This is a genomic window from Sorangiineae bacterium MSr11954, assembly GCA_037157815.1.
In the GTDB taxonomy this organism is placed as follows: domain Bacteria; phylum Myxococcota_A; class Polyangia; order Polyangiales; family Polyangiaceae; genus Pendulispora; species Pendulispora albinea.
Window position 1 is genome coordinate 828256 of the sequence record CP089984.1, and the last position, 20624, is coordinate 848879.

At 66.8% G+C, this 20624-nt stretch carries 21 protein-coding genes; 14 read left to right on the forward strand and 7 right to left on the reverse strand.

From position 1 onward, the window contains the following. Position 1 precedes the first annotated feature (1 nt). The 4 genes from rpsI to LZC94_03360 are packed head-to-tail and all read left to right on the forward strand — an operon-like array spanning position 2 to position 4189. Positions 2 to 400, forward strand: coding sequence for a 30S ribosomal protein S9 (gene rpsI, locus LZC94_03345; GenBank protein ID WXB16315.1), 399 nt, complete (start codon positions 2 to 4; stop codon positions 398 to 400). A gap of 35 nt (positions 401 to 435) precedes the next feature. Then, positions 436 to 831 carry a hypothetical protein gene (locus LZC94_03350; GenBank protein WXB16316.1) on the forward strand — a complete coding sequence of 132 codons (396 nt, stop codon included), beginning with the start codon at positions 436 to 438 and terminating at the stop codon, positions 829 to 831. Beyond that, positions 807 to 3173 carry a hypothetical protein gene (locus tag LZC94_03355; GenBank protein ID WXB16317.1) on the forward strand — a complete coding sequence of 789 codons (2367 nt, stop codon included), beginning with the start codon at positions 807 to 809 and terminating at the stop codon, positions 3171 to 3173. Before LZC94_03350 ends, LZC94_03355 begins: the two co-directional genes overlap by 25 nt. A gap of 35 nt (positions 3174 to 3208) precedes the next feature. Next, positions 3209 to 4189: a SurA N-terminal domain-containing protein gene (locus tag LZC94_03360; GenBank protein WXB16318.1), complete on the forward strand. Its 981-nt coding sequence runs from the start codon at positions 3209 to 3211 to the stop codon at positions 4187 to 4189. Between the two features lie 115 nt (positions 4190 to 4304). Here LZC94_03360 and LZC94_03365 read toward each other — a convergent pair whose 3' ends face one another. After that, the gene (locus tag LZC94_03365) at positions 4305 to 4766 is read right to left on the reverse strand and encodes a helix-turn-helix domain-containing protein (GenBank protein ID WXB16319.1); all 462 of its coding nucleotides are present in this window, start codon (positions 4764 to 4766) and stop codon (positions 4305 to 4307) included. A 160-nt stretch (positions 4767 to 4926) separates the two neighbouring features. Here LZC94_03365 and LZC94_03370 point away from each other — a divergent pair, with 160 nt between their 5' ends. Continuing rightward, the gene (locus LZC94_03370) at positions 4927 to 5490 is read left to right on the forward strand and encodes a PIN domain-containing protein (GenBank protein ID WXB16320.1); all 564 of its coding nucleotides are present in this window, start codon (positions 4927 to 4929) and stop codon (positions 5488 to 5490) included. On the opposite strand, the gene LZC94_03375 is transcribed toward LZC94_03370, so the two are convergent. Continuing rightward, the gene (locus LZC94_03375; GenBank protein WXB16321.1) at positions 5476 to 6936 is read right to left on the reverse strand and encodes an MFS transporter; all 1461 of its coding nucleotides are present in this window, start codon (positions 6934 to 6936) and stop codon (positions 5476 to 5478) included. The two genes, LZC94_03370 and LZC94_03375, sit on opposite strands and share 15 nt — an antisense overlap. Positions 6937 to 7025: 89 nt before the next feature. Between LZC94_03375 and LZC94_03380 the strand changes: the two genes are divergently transcribed. Further along, on the forward strand, positions 7026 to 7445 hold the full coding sequence (locus LZC94_03380) for a MarR family transcriptional regulator (protein WXB16322.1): 420 nt from the start codon (positions 7026 to 7028) through the stop codon (positions 7443 to 7445). 550 nt (positions 7446 to 7995) lie between these two features. Here the strand turns inward: LZC94_03380 and LZC94_03385 are convergent. Both LZC94_03385 and LZC94_03390 read right to left on the reverse strand, forming a co-directional pair. After that, positions 7996 to 8643, reverse strand: coding sequence for a hypothetical protein (locus tag LZC94_03385; GenBank protein ID WXB16323.1), 648 nt, complete (start codon positions 8641 to 8643; stop codon positions 7996 to 7998). A gap of 141 nt (positions 8644 to 8784) precedes the next feature. Then, on the reverse strand, positions 8785 to 9630 hold the full coding sequence (locus LZC94_03390; protein ID WXB16324.1) for an SDR family NAD(P)-dependent oxidoreductase: 846 nt from the start codon (positions 9628 to 9630) through the stop codon (positions 8785 to 8787). A 59-nt stretch (positions 9631 to 9689) separates the two neighbouring features. Here LZC94_03390 and LZC94_03395 point away from each other — a divergent pair, with 59 nt between their 5' ends. From LZC94_03395 to LZC94_03405, 3 genes are all read left to right on the forward strand, one after another. After that, positions 9690 to 11273: a glycoside hydrolase family 1 protein gene (locus LZC94_03395; GenBank protein WXB16325.1), complete on the forward strand. Its 1584-nt coding sequence runs from the start codon at positions 9690 to 9692 to the stop codon at positions 11271 to 11273. 135 nt (positions 11274 to 11408) lie between these two features. Continuing rightward, on the forward strand, positions 11409 to 11738 hold the full coding sequence (locus LZC94_03400) for an SCP2 sterol-binding domain-containing protein (protein WXB16326.1): 330 nt from the start codon (positions 11409 to 11411) through the stop codon (positions 11736 to 11738). Positions 11739 to 11760: 22 nt separating this feature from the next. Next, the gene (locus LZC94_03405; protein WXB16327.1) at positions 11761 to 12972 is read left to right on the forward strand and encodes a CoA transferase; all 1212 of its coding nucleotides are present in this window, start codon (positions 11761 to 11763) and stop codon (positions 12970 to 12972) included. A gap of 137 nt (positions 12973 to 13109) precedes the next feature. On the opposite strand, the gene LZC94_03410 is transcribed toward LZC94_03405, so the two are convergent. After that, positions 13110 to 14546, reverse strand: a complete 1437-nt coding sequence (locus tag LZC94_03410; GenBank protein ID WXB16328.1) for a hypothetical protein — start codon at positions 14544 to 14546, stop codon at positions 13110 to 13112. A gap of 114 nt (positions 14547 to 14660) precedes the next feature. On the opposite strand from LZC94_03410, the gene LZC94_03415 reads away from it, so the two are divergent. The 3 genes from LZC94_03415 to LZC94_03425 all read left to right on the forward strand — a co-directional run bounded on the left by LZC94_03415 (position 14661) and on the right by LZC94_03425 (position 17191). After that, positions 14661 to 15668, forward strand: coding sequence for a hypothetical protein (locus LZC94_03415; protein WXB16329.1), 1008 nt, complete (start codon positions 14661 to 14663; stop codon positions 15666 to 15668). A 211-nt stretch (positions 15669 to 15879) separates the two neighbouring features. Further along, on the forward strand, positions 15880 to 16338 hold the full coding sequence (locus LZC94_03420; protein WXB16330.1) for an SMI1/KNR4 family protein: 459 nt from the start codon (positions 15880 to 15882) through the stop codon (positions 16336 to 16338). A gap of 40 nt (positions 16339 to 16378) precedes the next feature. After that, positions 16379 to 17191: a uracil phosphoribosyltransferase gene (locus LZC94_03425; GenBank protein ID WXB16331.1), complete on the forward strand. Its 813-nt coding sequence runs from the start codon at positions 16379 to 16381 to the stop codon at positions 17189 to 17191. A 79-nt stretch (positions 17192 to 17270) separates the two neighbouring features. Here LZC94_03425 and LZC94_03430 read toward each other — a convergent pair whose 3' ends face one another. Next, the gene (locus LZC94_03430) at positions 17271 to 17960 is read right to left on the reverse strand and encodes a hypothetical protein (protein WXB16332.1); all 690 of its coding nucleotides are present in this window, start codon (positions 17958 to 17960) and stop codon (positions 17271 to 17273) included. Between the two features lie 160 nt (positions 17961 to 18120). On the opposite strand from LZC94_03430, the gene LZC94_03435 reads away from it, so the two are divergent. Further along, positions 18121 to 18330 (forward strand): hypothetical protein, encoded by a 210-nt coding sequence (locus tag LZC94_03435; protein WXB16333.1) that lies wholly within the window; start codon positions 18121 to 18123, stop codon positions 18328 to 18330. On the opposite strand, the gene LZC94_03440 is transcribed toward LZC94_03435, so the two are convergent. Beyond that, entirely contained in the window at positions 18312 to 19274 is a 963-nt protein-coding gene (locus LZC94_03440) for a DUF4388 domain-containing protein (protein ID WXB16334.1), read from the reverse strand. The two genes, LZC94_03435 and LZC94_03440, sit on opposite strands and share 19 nt — an antisense overlap. 337 nt (positions 19275 to 19611) lie before the next feature. On the opposite strand from LZC94_03440, the gene LZC94_03445 reads away from it, so the two are divergent. Further along, positions 19612 to 20604, forward strand: coding sequence for an L-erythro-3,5-diaminohexanoate dehydrogenase (locus tag LZC94_03445; protein WXB16335.1), 993 nt, complete (start codon positions 19612 to 19614; stop codon positions 20602 to 20604). Positions 20605 to 20624: the final 20 nt, after the last annotated feature.

A 20624-nucleotide genomic window follows, 5' to 3' on the forward strand; every position in this document is an offset into this window, starting at 1 on the left:
CATGGCCGCCACCGACAACCGCACCTACTCCACTGGCAAGCGCAAGACCGCCATCGCGCGCGTTTGGGTCAAGCCCGGCACGGGCGTGATCACCGTCAACGACACGCCGGCGGATCAGTATTTCGAACGCGAGACCTCGCGCATGGTCATGCGTCAATCGCTCGAGCTCATCGAGGCCCTCGAGCAGTTCGACGTCGTCGCCACGGTCACGGGCGGTGGTCACTCCGCGCAAGCCGAGGCCATGCGTCACGGCATCTCGCGCGCCCTCTGCTTGATGGACCCGGAGCGCCGCTCCGTCCTCAAGCGCGCCGGCTTCCTGACCCGCGACGCGCGCAAGAAGGAGCGCAAGAAGTACGGTCAGCCGGGCGCCCGCAAGCGCTTCCAGTACAGCAAGCGCTAAACCAGTTCGCCGAGGCACCTGTGCAGGTGAGGCGTGTGAGCTCGCTCTCGTACACCCACTGGTCGCCCTGGCTCCTCTTCGGCGCGGTCATCGCGGTCGCCATCGTCCGCGCGTCGACCGCCACGCCGATTTCCGATGCGCGCCCGGCCACGGAGGCCGAGCGCGCATCGGTGTTTTTGTCGCTGGCGCGCGAGGAGCGAACCATGCGCCGCGACGCCGCCAAGGATTTCCCTGCGGATCTCTGGTCGCAGGACGACGCCTTTCACAACTTCGAGCTCCAGCGCGCCCGCGCCCTCGCGAACCGCGACGGGATCCGTCTCCCCGACGTGCTCCTCGCCTCCGACCAGGGGCTGCACGGCCAATGGCCGGCGCCCGCCAACGTCTCGCTCAATCCCTTCGTGCCACCGTGCCGTCCGCGCCCGATTCACTGACGGCGTGGACCGCCCGGGTGCGCGGCGCGCTCGGGTGGCTCGGTCGCAAGGCAGCGCGCACCCCGTTTCGGCTCTTCTTTTTCGCGCTGGTGGCGCTCGCGTGCACCTGGCCGCTGCTCCGCCTCGCCGGCTCGCTGAACGCGTACCGCGACTCGCACCCGCTGGTTCAGTACGAAGAGTCGGCCCGAAAGGCGGTGCTCCAGTTCGGCCAAGTGCCGCTGTGGGATCCTTACTACTGCGGCGGCATGGACCTTCTGGGCACCCCCCAGAGCCGCCATCTGTCGCCGACGTTCCTGCTCTCGCTGATCTTCGGGACCTTGCGCGCGGAGTCGCTCATCGCCTTTGCGATGATCCTGATCGGGCTGGAGGGGACGTACCGCTACGTGCGGGCGCGCGGCGCATCGCATTTGGGCGCGACCCTCTCGGCGCCCATTTTTGCGACCAGCGGTCTCTTTGCGTTTCTGCCGGCCCTCGGCTGGTACAACTTTTTTGGCTTCGAGCTGCTTCCATGGGCCGCCTTCGGCCTGCGGCGCGCCATGGCCGGCGGCCGCGGAGGTCGTGCGGGCGTGGTGATCACGGCCGCGGCCTTCGCGTGGATGATCGGGTTCGGCGGCACGTACACGGCGCCGCTCTCGGCGCTCTTTTGCGCGTACGAGATCGTGGACGGCCTGGTGTCGCGCCCCTCGGTGCGCGGCCGCCGGCTCGCCGCGATGAAGATGGTGGCGCTCGCGTTCGTGCTGGCGCTCGGGCTCTCGGCCGCGCGGCTGTGGCCCGTGCTGCAGACGTTGCAGATGGCGCCGCGCATCGTGGGGGGCGCGCCCGGGATCCATCCGAAGAACATCTTTCCTGCGCTCCTCGGGCAGATCCGGCCCGACGAAAACGGTGATTTTCCCATCGCCGGCAACTACCTGGTGGGCGGCTTCTGCGTCGTGGCGGTGGCGGCGGGGCTGGCGCGAAAGAAGATGTGGTCGTACGTCCTCGCCGGCGCGGCGGTGATCTGGCTGGCGCAGGGCTACGGCATCAAGGTGTCGCTCTTCGCAGCGCTGCGGCAGCTGCCGATCTACTCGGCGCTGCGCTATCCGGAGCGGTTCCTGGTGCTCTTGGCGCTCTTGGTCAGCGTGGTGGCGGCCCTCGGAATCACGCGGCTCCAGGTTCTTTTGCGGGCGCATGGCGCGTATGCGCCGACGCTCCAAGTCGTGGTCTTTGCGGCCCTCGCGCCTTTGCTCCTCGCGGTCAATTTGCAGCCGCTCATCGCCAACCATCACGCGGCGGCCAACGGCCGGCCGATGGTGGCGCCGCCGGTCGCGGTCGATCAACCTTTCCGCCAGGCGCGCGGTACGCGCTGGGCGCTCGCGTACTACGGTCCGATGGAGCGCGGCTGCCTCTCCTGCTACGACGCGTACCCGGTGCCGCAATCGCGGCTCTTACGCGGCGATCTTCCGGCCGAGGAGTACCTGGAGGACCCGTCCGGCGGTACGGTGAGCCGCACGCGCTGGACGCCGAACGCCATCACGTTGCACGCGGAGCTCACCAAGCCGGGGCGGGTGTTCATCAATCAAAACTGGCACCCCGGGTGGCGCACCAGCGAGGGAACGGTCGAGAACGTGAAGGGGCTCTTGGCGGTGGCCCTCCCCGCGGGGGCGCACGATGTCGTGGTTCGCTTCCTCCCGCGCGCGGCCACGGGCGGTGCCGCGATTTCGCTGACGACCCTGATCGTCCTCATCGCGCTTTTGCGCCGGCGTGCGGGCGTACGCGCGCTCGATGGGCGCGAGTACGCCCTCGCCGTGGCCTTGCCTCTGGCGCCGCTGGCCTTGACCTTGGCGCTGGTTCACGAACCTTCGCCGCCGTCGGTGGACTGGAAGACCCCAACGGGGGAGGACATCGTGGCGGACGCTCCCCCGGCGGACGCCACCCGGATCGACGCGCAGTTCGCCGAGGGGGTGACCCTCGAGGCCTTCAAGGTGACGCCGTCTTCCGTGGCACCCGAATCGGTGGTGACCTTGGAGCTGGACTGGAGGGTCTCACCCGACGTGGGCTCGAAAATGGGGGTGTTCGTTCATGTGCTCCCCGCGTCCGGGGGCGGCTCGGGATCGAACGAGGAGCTTCGCGCCGATCACGTCATGATCTCGGACGTGCTGGCGTTCGAGAAGGCGCCCCCGGGCAAGACGCTCCGGGACGTGGTCCAGATGACCATCCCCTACGATGCGGCCCGTCGGACGTGGACCGTTCACGTGGGGCTTTGGAGGGTTCGCGGGAATGGAAAGCGGATCTTCGTGGTCGACCCCGGCAAGAGCAAGGTCGACGATCACCGGCTCGAGCTCGGTACCTTTACCGTGCAATAGTTAAAGTCGCCGCAGGTGTGATAGGACCAGCTTCCGTGAGACGTTTTCTTCGATGGCTTGCATTTTCGGCCGCCTTGTCGGCGAGCGCGACCTTCACTGGAGCGAGCGACGCATCCATCGTCGAGCGTGTGGTGGCGGTGGTCGGTGAGCGTCCGATCCTGCTGACCGATCTGCGCAAGCGCGCGCGGCCCTCGCTCTACATTCTGTACAGCCAGGGGCTCAATCCGACGCAGCGCGCGGCCGAAGAGACCAAGTTGTACCGCGATCTCCTCAACAAGATGATCGACGAGCGGCTCGAGGAGCAGAACGCCGACAAGTCGCGCATCGCGGTGACCACCGAGGAGATCGACGGCGCCATCCGGCAGAGGGCGCAAGCCTACAACCTGTCGCTGCCCCAGTTCTTCGCCGAGGCCAGGCGCCAAGGTTTGAGCGAGCAAGACTACCGCGAAGAGATGCGCCGGCAGGTGCTCGAGGGGAAGCTCATTCAGCTGCGGGTGATGCCGCGGGTGCGGGTGAGCGAAGAAGACGTGCGCGCCGTCTACAGCCGCTGGGTCCGAGAAATGGGCGACGAGCGCGCCGTCGATCTGCGGCTCTTGGCGCTGCGCCTGCCGCAGAACGCGAGCGAGCCCGAGTTCAAAGAGCGCGAAGAACTGGCGCATGAAATCGTGCGCAAGGCCCGCGCCGGCGAAGACTTCTGCAAGCTCGTGACCCAATACTCCGAAGACGTTCGCACGAAGGCCAACTGCGGCTCGAGCGGCTCGCAGCCTATCTCCGCGCTGCTCCCCGCCCTGCAAGACGCCGCCAAGGCCTTGAAAGAAGGCGAAGTCTCCGAGCCGATGGCCTTCGGCTCCGAAGCCTTCGTCATCACCTACCTCGCCAAGGGCCCGCACATCCCCACCTTCGAAGACGTGAAGCCCCTCATGCGCGAGCGCGCCATGGGCGAAGTCATCGAGCGCCAGCGCAAAATCTGGCTCCAAGATCTACGTCGCGGCCTCTACATCGACGTCCGCCTGTAAATCACGCTTCGTGCGCGCCGCGGGGAGCACGAAGGGAACCCCGTTGCCGAACCGGCTTGATGGACGTCCGGCGTAGGTTGGGGCTCGAGCCTTGTGCATCGTATATGCGGCGGCGTTAGTAGCCGAGATCGTGCTTTTGGGCTTCGGCCGAGAGCTCTTGGAGGGCGGCTTCGCGCTCCGCGTCGTCCTTGCGTTTGAACTCGATCAAATCGGCGACGCGGATGCGGCGATGGGTGCCCACCATGCGATGCGGGATTTTGTCCTGCTCGAGCAACGCAACCACGTGAGGGCGCGACACGTTGAGGAGCTCGGCCGCCTGCTGCGTCGTGAGCTCGGCGTGCACCGGGATGATCGTCACGGCGTTGCCGTTGGCCATCTGGCCGAGGATCTCCAGAAATAGCTCGAACGCCTCCATGGGCAATGCCACCGCGACATCGGCATGGGATCCCTCCGGACGGATCCGCACGCGCGGAAGCTTGTGCTGCTTTTGGCGTCGAAGCCCGTTCAAAAGACGCAACGCCTCCTGCGCCTCTTGCGAGTCTCGCCGCGACGGAACCTTGAGCGCGTTCGTTTGCATCGGCTTCTCCATCCTCGAGCCATTCGTTATAGCCAGAACCCAAATAATCGCAATAAACGAAACAGATAAGCCCGCCACGCCTGAGTCGCGGATAGCACAAGCACCGAAAAAATAAGGCAAAGCGCGACGAACCGAGGTCGACGCTGTAAACCTAGGGCCGATGGCGTTCGTCGTCCTCTACGACGCGTGCGTGCTCTATCCCGCGCCCATGCGCGACTTGCTCATTCGCATCGCACGGACGGGCCTCGTTCGCGCCCATTGGAGCGAGACCATCCTCGACGAGTGCTTCCGCAGCATCTTGCGGGATCGCTCCGACCTTCAGCCCGTGCATCTTGCGCGCACGCGCCAGATGATGAACCAAGCGATCCCGGACGTGCTCGTTTCGGGGTACGAGGAGCTCATCGCAGGCGTTCAACTGCCCGATCCCGACGATCGCCACGTCGTTGCTGCGGCCATCCGAGCAGGTGCCCAAGTCATCGTGACGTCCAACCTCGATGATTTTCCGAAGCCCAAGCTCGAGCCCTTCGGATTGGAAGCCGTGCACCCCGACGACTTCGTTCTCGACAGCATCGACCTCGCGCCGGCTGCGATTTGCGGGGCGTTGCAAGAGCAAGCGGCCTCGCTCAAAAATCCTCCCAAGACCGTGGCCGAGGTGCTCGACGCGCTTCAGCGAAATGGGCTCGTGCAGAGCGTGGCGCGGTTGCGGGAGTTATACGGTGGATGATGATAGCGGTGTGGCTTGCTCGCGAGGGCGTGGGCGCGGGCGCAAGAAGAGCGCGGCGACGGTGAGGCCCGCGAGCACGCCGATGGCGGCGAGGGTGTATGCGAAGTGGTAGCCACCGACGAGCGCTTCGGCGGAGGTGACGTGATCGGCGCGGAGGTGGTCGGTGCGCTGGGATGCGGCGGTGGCGAGGAGCGCCAGATCGACGGCGGCGGAGAGTTGCTGGGAGAGGTTGACGATGGAGGAGCCGAGGCCTGCGTCGGCCGATGGCACCTCGGACATGGCGATGGTGAGCAGCGGTAAGAACGAATTGCCTGCGCCGAGGCCGAGCAGCGTGTACGAGCCGAAACGCCAGGGCCAGTAGGGCGCCGAGGGCGAGAGGTGCGCGAAGGACAGGAGCGCCAGCGCGATGAGCGCCATTCCGCCTAGGAGCACCCTGTGTGCCCCGAATCGCGCGACCAGGCGCGCGCTCAGCCCGAGCGAAAGAATGCCGACGGTGGCCGTCATGGGCAAGAACGCCAGGCCCACGTCCAGCGGCCCGAACCCCGCGGTTTGGGCCAGCTCCAGCGAGCCGAAAAAGAACACCGCGTACATGCCCATGATCATGAACCCGCGCACCACGCTGGTCACCATCAAGCTTCGCACCCGCAGAATGCGCAGCGGCAAGATGGGGTTCGCGATGCGCGCCTCGAGCACGAAGAAGAGCGCGAGCGTGATCAGCGCGATGGCCGCCGGCACCAGCACCGCGCCCGAGGTCCACGCGTGGTTCGAGCCCTCGACGAGCGCATAGACCGCCAGCATCGCCGCCGCCGTGACCATGATGGCGCCCGTCACGTCGACGCCATTGCGAATCCCGGGCGCCGGGCTCTCCCGCAGCACCGCCCGCCCGAGCGGAATGCCGAACAGGCCGATGGGGATGTTGATCAAGAAGATCCAATGCCAGTCGACCATCTGCGTGAGCGCCCCGCCGAGCAAGAGCCCCACGGAGCTCCCCGAGACGCTCACGAACATGTACCCGCTCATGGCGCGCGTGCGCTCCGCCGGCTCCGGAAACTCGATGGCCACGATCGCCAGGACGACCGCCGCCGAGGCCGCGGCGCCGATGCCTTGCAGAAATCGCGCGGCGATCAGGGTGGTGGCGTCGTGCGTGAGGCCGCATGCCGCCGACGCCAGGGTGAATACCCCCAGGCCCAGCAAGAAGATTCGCCGCCGGCCCAGAAGATCGCCCAGCCTCCCGAAGAGCAGCAAGAAGCCGCCGAACGCGATCAAATAGGCGTTCGTGATCCATGTGAGCTGGGCTTGGGGCAGGTGCAAGTCCGCCTGCATGGCCGGCAGTGCCACGTTCACCACCGTCGCGTCCAGCACCAGCATGAATTGACCCAGGAGCACGGCAAACAAAGCAATCCACCGGCGGCGCGAAGGCCGCGGTGCGGTCGTGTCGATGTCCATGATAGTCACAGTAGTTGTGACTATCAACGCCGACAAGACCATGGGCATACACGGCAAGACCGTGGCCGTGCGTTATATTCGTTGGGACCGTGGCCTCCCGTGCGACCTACCCGATCCCCCATATGACGCGTCTGGTTCGACGCGTGCACGCCAAAGTTCACGAGGAGGCCCTCGGGATGAACTCCAAGCAGGTCTACCTCCTCGCCACCTTGGAAGACCGCGGGGCTTTGCCGCAACAGAACCTGTGCGACACCTTGCGCACCACACAGAACACGATCGTGACCTGGCTCAACGAGCTCGAGGAAGCGGGCTATGTCGAGCGGGTCCGCGATCCCAACGACCGGCGCAAACACAACGTCGCGCTCACCCGAGCCGGCCACCTCGCACTCGAGCGCGCCGAGCGCGAGCTCCTACGTCTCGAAGACGAGGTGCTCGCAGCCCTCAGCGCCGACGAGCGCGCCCAACTCCGCAAACTGCTCGCCAAGGCGCTAGCCGTCCCGCCCTTGTGACGGGGTGTCCGCTGGCGAAAGTACGCGCAGCCCCCAGCACCGAGGAGCGCACCCAGCTCCGCAAGCTTCTCGCAAGGCACTGGCCGTTCCGCCCTTGTGACGGGGCGTCCGCTGGCGAAAGTACGCGCAGCCCTCAGCGCCGACGAGCGCGCCCAGCTCCGCAAACTGCTCGCCAAGGCGCTAGCCGTCCCGCCTTGTGACGGGGCGTCCGCTGGCGAAAGTACGCGCAGCCCTCAGCGCCGACGGAGCGCGCCCAGCTCCGCAAACTGCTCGCCAAGGCGCTAGCCGTCCCGCCCTTGTGACGGGGCGTCCGCTGGCGCAGGTACGCGCAGTCCTCAGCGCCGACGAGCGCGCCCAACTCCGCAAACTGCTCGCCAAGGCGCTAGCCGTCCCGCCCTTGTGACGGGGGCGTCCGCTGGCGCAGGTACGCGCAGCCCCCAGCACCGAGCGCGCCCAGCTCCGCAAGCTTCAGGCGTTTGCCGTCCCGCCCTTGTGACGGGGCGTCCGCTGGCGCAGGCGCACGCATCCTTGCGATGCGGCAGTGCGCGACTCAGGCGCCGTTGCGGATGGCGTTGATGGCTTGCAGGAGACCGCGCGGAGTTGCGCGGAGAGCCACATAGACGTGGTCGGAGTCGGCTTCGACTTTGCGCACGCCGATGAGCGGCGAGATGATCGAGAGCGCCTTGCGAAAGGCGCTGCTCGCGGCCAGCTTGGGGACCTTCATCAGATCGAGCACGATGCGATCGCCTTCGGCTTCCACCAGCGCGTCGGGTTTCTTGGGCGCGAAGCCCACCAGGTTCGCCGGCTTCGAGAGATCGAGCGCGCCCGACTTGATCAAGGTGGCGACGGGGGAGTCGCTCTCTTCGAGCAGATCGAGCTTCATGTTGCTCAATCGGATCCCTACGCGAACGGCGTCGGCGCGGATGCTCACGTCGTCGACCATCACCGACGTGGTGGCGCGCAGCGCGGTGCCCATCACGTCGATGGTGGCGGAGAAGCGCAGATCGGGCGGCGACGTGCTCAACTCGATATCCTTCGGGAGCTTTCGGCCCTTGATCTGCGACGTGAAATATCGGAGTGCAGCCACCGGGACGCCGAAGCGCAGGCCCGCGGCATTGCGCGCGGCCCGAACGACTTCGTCTGGATTGCGGCGAATATAGTCGAAAGTGGCTTGTGCCAGCTCGCGGGGCTTTAGCATGTGTGCCGTAACTCTAGCACCAATGCAGTGAGAACCGCACGGGACCGGGTTGCACCGCAAATGCTGGCCGCGGATGCTTCAAATTGGCGCGAATCCGCGCCGTCCCTGGACGGTTCATGACGGCCTCCGTGCCCGCACCGCTCACCCTTTGACGATCGCGTCCCAATGATCGGCGATCTCTTGCGCCGACCAGATCCCGCCGTCGCCGTCTTTGAAGCGACCCGCGGTCTCCACCACCTTGAAGGCGTACATGCGGGCGCCGGCCACCGCCAGCACGTAGCCCGTACGATCGCCGCATAGATCGCTCGCCAGAAAGAGCGCGGCCGGCGCGATGTGGTCGGCGGTCATCGTGTCCACGCCCTGGAACATCGGCAGATCTTCGGTCATGCGCGTCTTGGCGATGGGCGCCAGCGCGTTGACCGTGATGCGCTGCTTTTGGAGCTCGATCGACATCGTGCGCGTCAGGCCGTAGATGCCGGCCTTGGCGGCGGCGTAGTTGGCCTGGCCGAAGTTGCCGAGCATCCCGCTCACGCTGGTGGTGTTGACGATGCGCCCGCCCTCGCCCTGCGCGACGGCTTGTTTCGCGAAGGCTTGCGAGACCAGGAACGACCCTTTCAAGTGCACCGAGACGACCGAGTCCCACATGGCCTCGTCCATCTTGAGGAACGTCTTGTCCCGCAGAATGCCGGCGTTGTTGACGAGGATGTCGGCGCGGCCGAAGGCCTCCACCGCCGCGCGCACCAGGCTCTGGGCGCCGCTCGCCTCGGTGACCGATTCGGTGTGCGCCACCGCCTTGCCGCCGGCGTGCTCGATCTCTTGCGCGACCAGGGCCGCGGCGCCGCTGTCTTCTCCGGAGCCATCGCGGGCTCCGCCGACGTCGTTGACCACCACCTTCGCCCCTTCGTGCGCAAAGAGAAGAGCGTGCGCCCGCCCGATGCCGCCGCCCGCACCCGTGATGATCGCGACCTTGCCGTCCAGAAGACCCATGAGAAAGCTCCTTGCTGCGAGTACCCTGCTGCTCGCCCCATAACGTACAATGCATCCCCATGATGCCGCGATGGGGCCGTTCGCTTCCAATCTTCGTCTTCACGAGCTCGCTCGGGCTCGCGCTCCTTCCCGCCGCCGCCGGCTGCGACAAAACCAACCCCGATGACTTCCAGCCACCGGTTCGCGATGCACAGGCCCGCGACACCGGCAGCGACGCGGGCGAGGTCGGGCCCGAAGAGGTGACCTTCCCGCAAGGCTTCCTCTGGGGCTCGGCCACGTCGGCCTTTCAGACCGAAAAGGGCATCGCGCACGCCGATTGGTCCAAGTGGGTGACCCAGGACCCGCCCAAGATCAAGCGCGGCGAAAAGCCCGATGTGGGCGGCCCCGACTCGCTCAACCACATCGACGACGACGTCCGCGCCCTCAAGGAGAGCGGTCAGAACGCCTACCGCTTCTCGATCGAGTGGGCCCGCATCTACCCCACCCGCGAATCGTTCGACAAAGACCTGCCCGATGGCAACGCCCTCGCCGTCTACGATGGCCTGCTCACCAAGCTGCGCGCCGCGGGCATCACGCCGCTGGTCACCTTGGTCCATTTTTCCCTCCCCGACTACCTCGCCACCGCGGGCCAGACGGGATGGGAGGATCCGTCCGCCGTTGCCCTGTTTACCACGTACGCCGAGCGCATGGCCGCGCGCTTCAAGGACAAGGTCGATGATTGGGTGACCATCAACGAGCCGCTGGTGGTCGCCATCTCGGGCTACATCGCAGGGGTTCACCCGCCGGGCGCCGTCGGCCAAACGGCGCGCGCCTTCAAGGTCGCGCAGATTCAAGCGCGCGCCCACGCTCGCGCCTACGACGCGATTCATCGGGTGGATACCGTGTCGGCCGCGGGGCCGGACGCGGGCGGCGTGGCGGCCAGGGTGTCGGTGGCGGCGCACCTGCGCACGTTCCACGCGGAGAACCCCGACAATGCCGAGGACGTGAGCGCCGCCAAGCGCATCGAGTACGTGTGGAACCGCTGGTTCCTCGACGCCATCGTCAAGGGCGACTGGGACGATGACTTCGACGGCAAGCTCGATGGCCCGAACGACAAGCGCGCCGACCCCGAGCTCGTGCGGCGCGCCGATTACATCGGCATCAATTACTATTCGGACACCTTGGTGAGCACCACCGGGAGCCCCAAGATCCCGGGGCTCGACGTGGCGCTGAGCGAGGCCAATCTGAACACCGGGCGCGCGAAGACCGATGTTCGATGGGATATCTACCCCGAGGGCCTCCGCACGGTGCTGCTGGCGGCGAAAGATTACGGCTTGCCTCTGCTGATCACGGAGAACGGGCTGGCCGACGCGTCCGACAAGAACCGACCGCGCTTTCTGGCCGAGCATATCTACCAGGCCGGTTGGGCGATGCAGCAAGGCGTTCCGCTGCTCGGCTATTTTCATTGGTCGCTGGTCGATAATTTCGAATGGGAATCGGGATATTGCCCCAAGTTCGGTCTGTTCTCGTACGATCCCAACACGGGCGCGCGCACCGCCCGTCCGAGCGCCTCGGCGTACCGGGGAATCATCACCGCCGGCAAGCTGCGGCGCGAGACGCTGGCTTCGTTTCCGGCGTACGCTACGCCTACATTCTGCGAGTAGCTTTGCGCGTCCCCTTGACGCGATGCACATCCGGATGGTAGCCAACTGAATCGCGATTCAGTTTTGGCCACCGCCCTCCCACTTCTGGGGGGTTAGGCCATTGGGCTAATGGTTGAGGTTGTTAGGAGGCGAGCGATGGCTGTGGACATCAAAAAGCTGTTCAACGAAGAACTCCCTGCAGCGCTGGCGAAGAACGCGGCGGACGCGAAGACCATCGGCGCAAAATACCAAATCAACGTGACCGGCGAGGGCGAGTGGAACATCGACGTTTCGGACACCGGCCCTGCGTGTAAGGCCGGCAGCGGAGCGGCCGACTGCACGATCACGATCGCCTCCGAAGATTTTCAGAAGCTCATCGAGAATCCGCAAGCGAACGGCATGCAGCTCTTTTTCGGGGGCAAGCTCAAGGTGGCCGGCAATCAAATGCTCGCCATGAAGCTCCAGAAGCTCTTTAGCTACAAGTGATCGATCGAGGGGGGCGAGCACGATGAGCAAGATTTCGGGCGAAGAATCGGGCGCACGTCCGTCCCCGCTTTCGGGCATCAAGATCCTCGATCTGAGCCGGCTGCTCCCGGGACCGTTCGCATCGTTGGTGCTGGCGGATCTCGGGGCCCAGGTCGACAAGATCGAAGATCCCGGGGGTGGCGATTACCTGCGGCACATGCCGCCGGCGGTGGCAGGCGAAGGCGGCACGCAGTCGGGCCTCTTTCTCGCCATCAATCGAAACAAGCGGAGTGCGGTCCTCGACCTCAAAAAGCCCGAGGGGAGGGACGCGCTCCTGCGCCTCGTCGAGTCCTACGACGTGGTGCTCGAGCAGTTTCGCCCGGGTGTGATGGACCGCCTCGGGCTGCCCCACGCGCTCTTGCGCGAGCGCAACCCGCGCCTGGTGGTGTGCGCGCTCACCGGCTACGGGCAAACGGGCCCGCTCCGTCTGCGTGCGGGCCACGATATCAACTACCTCGCCCGCTCCGGCGTGCTCGGTTTCCAAGGCCCGCCCGGCGCTCCACCGGCGGTCATGGGCTTTCAGCTGGCCGACATCGGTGGCGCCCTCTGGAGCGTGATCGGCATCCTGGCCGCGCTCTCGGCCCGTGCGAGCACGGGGCAGGGGAGCGTCGTCGACGTGTCGATGCTCGAAGCGAGCATGGGGTTCGCCGCGTCGAGCTTCGGGCAGATGCTCGCGGGCCTGATGCCTCAGCGCGGCAACGAAACCTTGTCCGGCGCCGTGGCACCCTACGGCACCTACGAGACGAAAGACGGGCGCTATGTCACGCTCGGCGCGCTGGAGCCCAAGTTCCTGATGGCGTTTGCCGCCGGCGTGCAGGTCGAGATCGATCTGGGGGCCTTGATGCCGGGGCCGCACCAAGAGGGGCTCAAGGCGAAGTTCCGCGAGATCTTCCTGAGCCGCACCTTGGCCGAGTGGATCGACTTCGGCAGCCGCGTCGATTGCTGCCTCGAGCCGGTGCTGCTCCCCGAGGAGCTCGCGAGTGATCCGCAGCTCGCCGCGCGACGGGTGTTCTTCGAGCTGCCCTCGCCGTGGGGGAATCTCCTGCAGTTCCGGTTGCCGGTGACCGCGCCCGATGCGCAGCACCGTCCGCCGCCGCATCAGGGCGAGCATACGCGCGCCGTCTTGCGCGAAGGTGGCTTCTCCGACGCGGAGATCGAGGCGCTGCACGCGAAGGGCGTGGCCGTTACTCCGTAGAACGCGCCGTTCGCGCCTGGGCGTAGAGGTCGTCCGCGCTCCGGGGCGTAGAGGTCGTCCGCGCTTGGGCGTAGGGGTCGTCCGCGCTCCGGGGCGTAGAGGTCGTCCGCGCTTGGGCGTAGGGGTCGTCCGCGCGGTCAGGTTTTGGGCGGCGGTTTACTCTTTTTTGCCGCCGTTACCCGGCGGAATTCGTCGATGAACTCCCAGTCGGCGATGAGCCCTTTTCGCATCAGGAGCGACAGGAGCGCCGCGAACAGAGGCTCCCAGCGAAGATCCTCCCCGAGCACCGCCCGCGCATCGGCGCCTTCCGCCCGCGCGCGAAGGGCGCGAATCAAGTCGCGCGCCGTCAAGCCCTCCGAAAGATCGGCGCCCGCCGGCCCTCCCGCCCCGCCTCGCCGCCGCGCGATCCGCGCGGGCAACTGCAAGGTCGTCCCGTCGAGCAGCGTGATCTCGACCATCGGCGGCCGACGCCACTCCGTGTTGACATAAATTTCGCGCGCCTCGATCTCCGGATCCACATCGGGGCTGTCCACCGAGGGGCGCTCCGTCGAGGGCCGCTCCTCCCCCGACAGCCGCTCCCCGCTCGACGGCCGCTCCGGCACCGAGGCACGATCGACGGAAGCACGGTCCACCGAGGCACGGTCGACGGAAGCACGGTCCACCGAGGCGCGATCGACGGACGCCCGGTCCACCGAGGCGCGATCGACGGACGCCCGATCCACAGACGCACGGTCGACCGACGCGCGGTCGACGGACGCCCGATCCGCCGAGGCACGATCGACGGAAGCCCTCTCCCCCTCGGGCGCCGGCGCCGGCACCGTTGCCGGCAACGACGAGGGCGCCGGTCGAGCAGCCTCTTCCGACACGGAGCTGCGCTCCGCGACCGGAACCCGCTGCGCAGCACCACGCGACCTTCGCGGGAGCGAGGCGGACGGCCCCGCCGCAGACGGCCCCGCCGCGGACGGCCCCGCCGCGGACGGCCCCGCCGCCGACGGCAAGGTCGCCGTGAGAGGCCGCGCCTCCGAGGTCACGGTGGGAGGCGTCCCACGCACCCCTCGGGCGGCGATCCCCTCGGGGTTCGTCGGGGGCGGCGGCGGAATGGGCCGCGGCGTCTCGCGCTCGGACGTCTCGGGTCCGGCGCCGTAGTAGACGCGGATGGCGCTGCGAATGTCGGTGGGCGAGCCGATCATCGGCCGGGCGGGCAACCCTGCGGAGCGCGCCACTTCGTCGAGCGCGGTGTCGTTGGTGGGGTCGGCCATCGCCACGTAGAGCGTGTCTTGCCGCTTCACCCGCCGCACGAAGATGGGCACCAGGCAATAGCGGTCCGCGAGCTCGTGCGGCACCAAATTGAGAAGCTGGCGCGAGAAGTCCACGTGGTAGAGTGAGACCCACGGCACGCTCAACTGCTGCCCCAACGTTTGCGTGAGCTGCGTCTCGGTCACGAGCCCCCGCGCCACCAAAAGCTCGCCCAGCCGCTGACCGGGCGCGCGAGGGAGCTTCAAAGCCTCCTCGAGTTGTTCCTCGCTGAGGATTTTCGATGAAACGAGCAGCTCTCCGATGCGCAAACGGGCCACGACGACCGCATCGTACGCACGATGAGCTAAGGTGGCCGAATTTTCGGTGAAGCACGGGCTCCGAATCTCTCGCCCAAGCCGTTCGTCTTGGTGTTAGAACGGGCGAGCCAGCCCATGGACGTGTCGCACCGTCACATCGCCCGCTGGGATCTCGACAAGACGTATCTTCGGACCGAGTTCGACACATTGCGGGATCTCGTGCGCACCGCGCTCGAGCGCCCCGACGAGAAACGAACCAACCCGGGCGCGGCGACTCTGCTGCGCGAAATGGTGCGCGCGGGGATCTCCGTGCACATCCTCTCCGGCTCCCCCGAACAGATGCGACGGCGCCTCGAGGACAAGCTCCGCCTCGACGGGATTACCTGGGACAGCTTCACCCTCAAGCCCAATCTCAAAAACGTCCTGAAGCTCCGCTTCCGCGCCCTGCGCGACCAACTGGGCTACAAGCTCCCGGCGCTCCTTCAGGCGCGCGCCCACTCGAAGCTCGAGCCGGCCTGTTGCGAGACCCTCTTCGGCGACGACGCCGAGGCCGACGCCTTCGTGTACTCGCTCTACGCGGACATCGTCTCCGGCCACGTCAGCACCGAGACCCTCCTCGAGATTTGCGAGCGCGGGCGCGTCTACCCCGACGTCATCGACCGGGTCATGCACGACGCCGCCTTGCTCACCACGGGCGAGGCCGTCGAGCGCATCTTGATCCACCTGGAGCGGCAGACCCCGCCGGACGATTTCCACGTCTACGGGACCCGCGCCGTTCCCTTCTACAATTACTTGCAAGCTGCATTCGTCGTGCACGAGGACGGCAGGCTCCCGGCCGACGCCGTCCTTCGCGTGGGGGTGGAGCTGGTGGTGCAGCACCGCTTCGACGGCGACGCGCTCGCGCGCAGCTACCTCGAGCTCGCCCGCCGCGGCCACCTTCGCGGGACCCGCGTGGACGACCTGTCAACGGCGTTCGAGCGCTACGACGACCGCTTGCCCGGTCATGCAGAGCTCCGCCGCATGATCGAGCGACTTCCGCAGGCGGCAAATGCGGCGCGTACCAGCTGGCGGGGCCAGGATCAGAGGCTTCCGGACTACCTGGCGCTGGTGGCGCACCATAACCCACGCCGTCGCGGTCGCTAAAAGGTGCGAGACGTGCGGACTCCGTGGTGTTAGCGTGTCCGATGGCACCCCGACCTGTCGGCGGGGATGTTATCGGCCTAGCGTGGATTCGTGATGAGGGGCCATCGTGGATAGTGATCTAGCGGACGCGGTAGAAGGGCTTAAAGCCATATTTCAGAGGCGAAAAATCGAAGCGGTCTTCGGAAAAGCGCCTCCGGAACTCGTTGATTCCTTGAAGAAGCAGTTCCGTGTTCCCTCTCGGTATCGGAATTTTCTTCTGGCGGCGAACCCGTCGAAAGTCGAGACGGTTACGCCCGTGGAGCGCATCCGGCTCCTTCCGGCGGAAGAAATTGCCAAGTCGCAGCCGACCGAGAATTGGAAGCCGTCGTGGGTGGTGATCGGAGAGAGCGCGCTGCTCAGCGATCCCTATTTCCTCGACGTCTCCAAGCCTGATCCGGAGGGAGACTGCCCGGTCTATACGGCGATGAGCGGTCAGGACAAGTGGAACCCCACCTTGGCCGCCTCCAGCTTCGCCCAATTTTTGCGCATCATCTCGACCGCGATGGAAATCGCCGCCGGCTTCGGCGACGCCATCATGGACGACGAAGACGAAGACAGCTTCCGCGAAGCCCTTGGCCCCAAGGTCAAGGTGATCGACGCGGCGGCGCTTCGCGCGGGCCACTGGACTTGATGTAAGGACCCCTCAGGGCGCCTTTTTTGCTGGAGACCGCGTGGAAACCGCGTACGCGAAGAGCAACTACCGAGCGCCCGAGATCGCGCATCGGTACGGGCCCAATGTTCACCTGCTCGATGATCCGCTGTCGCTGACACAACTCGCGCGCCTCTGTGCGCGCGAGACGGGTCAACCGCATGTGGGCCGGCTGGTGCGGACGCTGTACGAGCGGCTGAGCGAGGTGGTGCTGGCCGCCGAGTTCCCGCGGGTCCGCATCGATGTGCCCACGCGCATGGTGTCGTCATCGCCCTCGGCGGTGTACCGCGGTGTTGCCATCGGGCCATCGACGAAGGCCGTGAGCGTGGGGATCGCGCGCGCGGGCACCATGCCGTCGCAGGTCGTCTACGATCTGCTGAACGAGGTGCTCGATCCGCAGGGCGTGCGGCAAGACCACCTCTTCATGTCGCGCACCACCGACAACGACGGTCGTGTGACCGGCGCCTCCTGGCACGACGCGAAGATCGGCGGCGACGTCGATGGCCGCATCATCGTCATCCCCGATCCCATGGGGGCGACGGGCAGCTCGGTGGCGAGCGCCATCTCGCACTACAAGACCAAAATCGGCGGCACGCCGGCCAAGTGCATCACCATGCACCTGATGGTGACCCCGGAGTACGTCAAGCGCGTGCTCAGCGTGCACCCCGACACCATCATCTACGCCCTCCGCCTCGATCGCGGTCTATCCCCACCGGAGGTGCTCGAGACCGTCCCCGGCACACGCTGGGACGAGGAGCGCGGCCTCGACGAGCACCAGTACATCGTGCCCGGCGCCGGCGGCGTGGGTGAGCTGCTCAACAACGCGTGGGTCTGACCCGAGGCACCATCCCCGGCGACGGACGCCATTCCGGTGACGGTGGCTGTCGCCGGTAGCCGACGGCAGGCGCAGGCGATCACCGTCCCGCCACGGGAACCCCCGCGTCGCCCACCGCGCAGACGACGCTGGTCTCCACGGTGGAGGACGAGGTGTCGCCGCCCATCGTGCGCAGGGGATCGAGCGAGCTGGTGATCGCCCGCTCGACGGCGCGCTCGGCTTGTCCGCTCAGCAGCGGACCGGCAGGGGCCTCCGACGCGCGAAAGCGAATGTGCGCGGCGTTGGCGTCGTTGTCGGGGAAGTCGATGGCGATGTCGATCCGCAACGTCGTGACCGTGGTGCGGCCGAGTTGCCCGGGCGTGCGCGCCAGCATGCCGCAGAAGTCGGGCGACCCGTTGCCGCCGTAGGGACCGATCGCCAGCGCGATCCATGCGCCTACATCGATCACGTCGCGATCTCCCGCCGGCGCGATGACGCGCGCGCACCGATCGCGCACCGGGTCGGCGAGCTCCCCGGCCGCGCACGAACGCAGGCGCGCGCAGCGCTTTTCATCTGTGTTCCAGCGCCAGCCGCGCGGGCAAATGGCGGCGAGGGGCAGGCATCGCAGCGCTTGACCCGAGGCCACGAGCGACGCGTCGGGCGCGCAGGTAAAGGTCGAATCGTCCTCGGTCCCGATGCCTTGCGCGCGCGCCAAGGAGCGCATGGCGCCTGGCGGTAGGCAGCTCCCCGAGTCGAGATCGAGCACATTGTCGGGCGGGCAGGCCCGCATGGCACATCCTTGCGGCTCCATCGTCGCCCCCGGACCGCAATAGCTCGTCGCCTCTTGAAACGAGGCGCACGCCGGCCCGGTCGCAAATCGACCCGAGCGGCACCGGCAGGTTCCATCGCGCCCTGCAACGGCGTCACGCGGGCAACGGCTCGGCGCCGCAGTGCGGGCAGGACTCGGGCAGCCGGCGAGCGGCACGACCAAAACGAGCAACCCTGCCAAAGCTGGCAAGACCCGCAACACCGGCAAGACCCGCAACACCGGCAAGACCCGCAACACCGGCAAGACCGGCAAGACCAGAAAGAGCCGCACCGCGCAAAACGCGAGAAGCGCCGCCCGGGATCCGCGCAAGGCTTACTCGGTCTTCAGGTAGCCGCTCTTCAGCAGCTTGAGCACCATCTGCACCGTCTCCAGATCGGTGGCTTGGCTCTTGTTCATCACCGTCTCGAGGTGACCGAAGTTGTGCGCGAGCTGCAGCACGTCGAGCTCCGAGCCCTTCAGATCCTTGAGCGGTGGGACCAGTGGGGAGAGCAAGGACAGGCGCGCGTTCAGATCGGGCAGATCGTCGCGGATGCGGTTGAACTCATCGAGCTGGCGCAGGCCCTCCATGAGGATCTCCTGCACGCTCACGTCGATCTCGCCGGGGTACTCGCGGTCGTCGGGCGGATCGAGATCGAAGAGGCCCTTCTGCCAGGTGAGCATCCGGTAGATGCTCTTGAGCGCGGGCACGTCATCGAGGTCGTTGATGACCGCGTAGTAGATGTTGCCCTTGCGCATGAAAATACGACCGATGTCATCGTCCGTGCGGATGACGAGCACCCCGCTCTTCTTCGAGGTGCCGAAAAGCTGCAGCAGGTCGGGGAGCGGAACTTCCTCGATGCTCCCGGACATCGTTCGCGCCTGGCTCGTTCGGCGCTGCGCCGCCACGTGCTCCAGCTCGCGCTTCGCGTCCGCGGTGCTGTCGCGGGTGCTCTCGCCGGCGATCAGCTTGAGGATGCTCGTGCCGATGAGGACCCGGTCGCCCTCCTTGAGGCGGGCGCGCTTGATCTTCTCACCGTTGACGAAGGTGCCGTTCGTCGAGCCCAGATCCTCGATCCAGATCTGGTCGGACTGCATGTGAATCTTCGCATGCTTGCGGCTGACCATGTCCTCGACGAGGACCATGTCGAGATCGCTGGAGCGGCCGACGATGATCTGCTTGTCGGGGACGACGGGGAATTCCCCCCCCTGATACTTTCCACTGATAAACCGAAGGACGTACGCCCGCCCGGGGCGCAGGGTCGTCGGGGCAGCCGCCTTCGGTGACGGATCTTGCATGCTAGGGGGAGTCGACAGAAGGTTTGCCACGCGCGAACATGCGCCACTGGGTGCAACCGCGGGAATCCGCGGCGCGGAGGATTCCGAGGCGAGGATCGTCTTCGGAAAAAAAAGAGTAACGAGTCCTCGCAAACCTGGTCAAGTCGAGCGCGAAATGGATTCTCATCCCTCCGGATATTCCCAGCCGTCTCAGCCTTTGAAAGAGGTCCCCATTGCGCCCGGAGGTGACCGTTTTGGCACCCATCGCGCGCTTGAGCCCAAAGGGGTCCTACCGCAGCCAGCTTGGCGAATTGACAACGATTTTTCGCGTCTCTTCGAGGGCGAAGTTCTCCTCGCGGTGGAGACGTTGAACATCGACGCCGCAAGTTTCCGTCAGATGGAGGAGGACGACACTTCGGGAGAAGGTGTGGTCGCATCCCCCCATGGCGGAGAGGCTTCGGAGGGCGATCGAGCGGCCGCTCGGGTTCGAAAAAAAGTTCTCGAGACCATCGCGGCGCGCGGCAAGCAGCACAACCCAGTCACCGGCTCGGGCGGAATGCTTCTCGGTCGGGTGCTCCAGGTGGCCCCAGGTGCGCCGGCGCACCTCGCTCTGAATGCCGGCGATCGCGTGGCAACCTTGGTCTCTCTGTCGCTTACACCGCTGCGCGTCGACGCGATCACCGCGGTGCGCGCGGAGAGCGCGCAGCTCGACGTGTCGGGTGAGGCGGTGCTCTTCGCGAGCGGGAGCCTGGTGAAGCTGCCGGGCGATCTGCCCGAGCGCCTCGCGCTGGCGGTGCTCGACGTCGCAGGGGCCGCGCCGCAGGTCGCGCGCTTGGTGCAACCGGCGGTGGCGCCGGGCGCCGCCGCGCCGACAGTGCTCGTCCTCGGCGGCGGCGGAAAGAGCGGCATCTTGTGCGTGGCCGAGGCGCGGCGAAAGCTTGGCCGCGGCGGGCGGGTCATCGCGATCGAGAGCTACGCGCGCTACGCCGACGATCTGCGCGCGCTGGGCCTTTGCGACGCGGTGCTCACCCTCGACGCGCGCGATCCGGTGGCCGTGCGCCGCGCGGTGCTCGAGGCCAACGACGGCCGCGAGGCGGATGTGACGTTCTCGTGCGTCAATGTCCCCGACACCGAAATGGCGGCCATCTTGGCGACGCGCGATCGCGGCACCGTGTACTTCTTCGCGATGTCGACCAGCTTTACCAAGGCTGCGCTCGGCGCCGAGGGCGTGAGCAAGGACGTCGACCTGATGATCGGCAACGGCTACGCCGTGGGCCACGCCGAGCACACCCTGGCGATGATGCAGGACTTTCCGGCGGTGCGCGCGCTCTTCGAGTCGCGGTACGGGTAGCAGCGGCTGTAGTAAGCTGG

Coding starts and splice junctions, on each gene's coding strand:
- rpsI (WXB16315.1), top strand. CDS start 2: ATGGCCGCCACCGACAACCGCACCTACTCCACTGGCAAGCGCAAGACC.
- LZC94_03365 (WXB16319.1), bottom strand. CDS start 4,766: ATGCAAACGAACGCGCTCAAGGTTCCGTCGCGGCGAGACTCGCAAGAG.
- LZC94_03370 (WXB16320.1), top strand. CDS start 4,927: ATGGCGTTCGTCGTCCTCTACGACGCGTGCGTGCTCTATCCCGCGCCC.
- LZC94_03375 (WXB16321.1), bottom strand. CDS start 6,936: ATGGACATCGACACGACCGCACCGCGGCCTTCGCGCCGCCGGTGGATT.
- LZC94_03385 (WXB16323.1), bottom strand. CDS start 8,643: ATGCTAAAGCCCCGCGAGCTGGCACAAGCCACTTTCGACTATATTCGC.
- LZC94_03390 (WXB16324.1), bottom strand. CDS start 9,630: ATGGGTCTTCTGGACGGCAAGGTCGCGATCATCACGGGTGCGGGCGGC.
- LZC94_03395 (WXB16325.1), top strand. CDS start 9,690: ATGATGCCGCGATGGGGCCGTTCGCTTCCAATCTTCGTCTTCACGAGC.
- LZC94_03400 (WXB16326.1), top strand. CDS start 11,409: ATGGCTGTGGACATCAAAAAGCTGTTCAACGAAGAACTCCCTGCAGCG.
- LZC94_03405 (WXB16327.1), top strand. CDS start 11,761: ATGAGCAAGATTTCGGGCGAAGAATCGGGCGCACGTCCGTCCCCGCTT.
- LZC94_03415 (WXB16329.1), top strand. CDS start 14,661: ATGGACGTGTCGCACCGTCACATCGCCCGCTGGGATCTCGACAAGACG.
- LZC94_03430 (WXB16332.1), bottom strand. CDS start 17,960: ATGCGGGCCTGCCCGCCCGACAATGTGCTCGATCTCGACTCGGGGAGC.
- LZC94_03440 (WXB16334.1), bottom strand. CDS start 19,274: ATGCAAGATCCGTCACCGAAGGCGGCTGCCCCGACGACCCTGCGCCCC.